This is a genomic window from Confluentibacter sediminis, from assembly GCF_003258355.1.
Taxonomy (GTDB): domain Bacteria; phylum Bacteroidota; class Bacteroidia; order Flavobacteriales; family Flavobacteriaceae; genus Confluentibacter; species Confluentibacter sediminis.
Genome location: NZ_QKPO01000067.1, coordinates 1 through 203, shown reverse-complemented (window position 1 = coordinate 203; position 203 = coordinate 1). Strand labels below are relative to the sequence as shown.

Below are 203 nucleotides of genomic sequence, written 5' to 3'. Positions count from 1 at the left end.
CCCGGAGACGAAGAAGCTGGCCGCGGACGGCTGGATTTTCTTCATGGGCTCGCCGATCACGGATCGCACGATACTGCACCAGCCGTATCCGTTGGTGATTGTGGGCGATTACGATACGCAGGAACTGGCCGATTGGGTCACGATGCCGAACGTGGAGGCCGTACGCACCGCGGTGGGGGCGCTGCTGGATTCGGGATGCCGTA

At 62.6% G+C, this 203-nt stretch carries 1 protein-coding gene; it reads left to right on the top strand.

The genetic code is table 11. From position 1 onward, the window contains the following. Positions 1-203: type 1 periplasmic-binding domain-containing protein (locus DKT72_RS18980; protein WP_220628164.1), on the top strand; the 203-nt coding region annotated here is incomplete at both ends.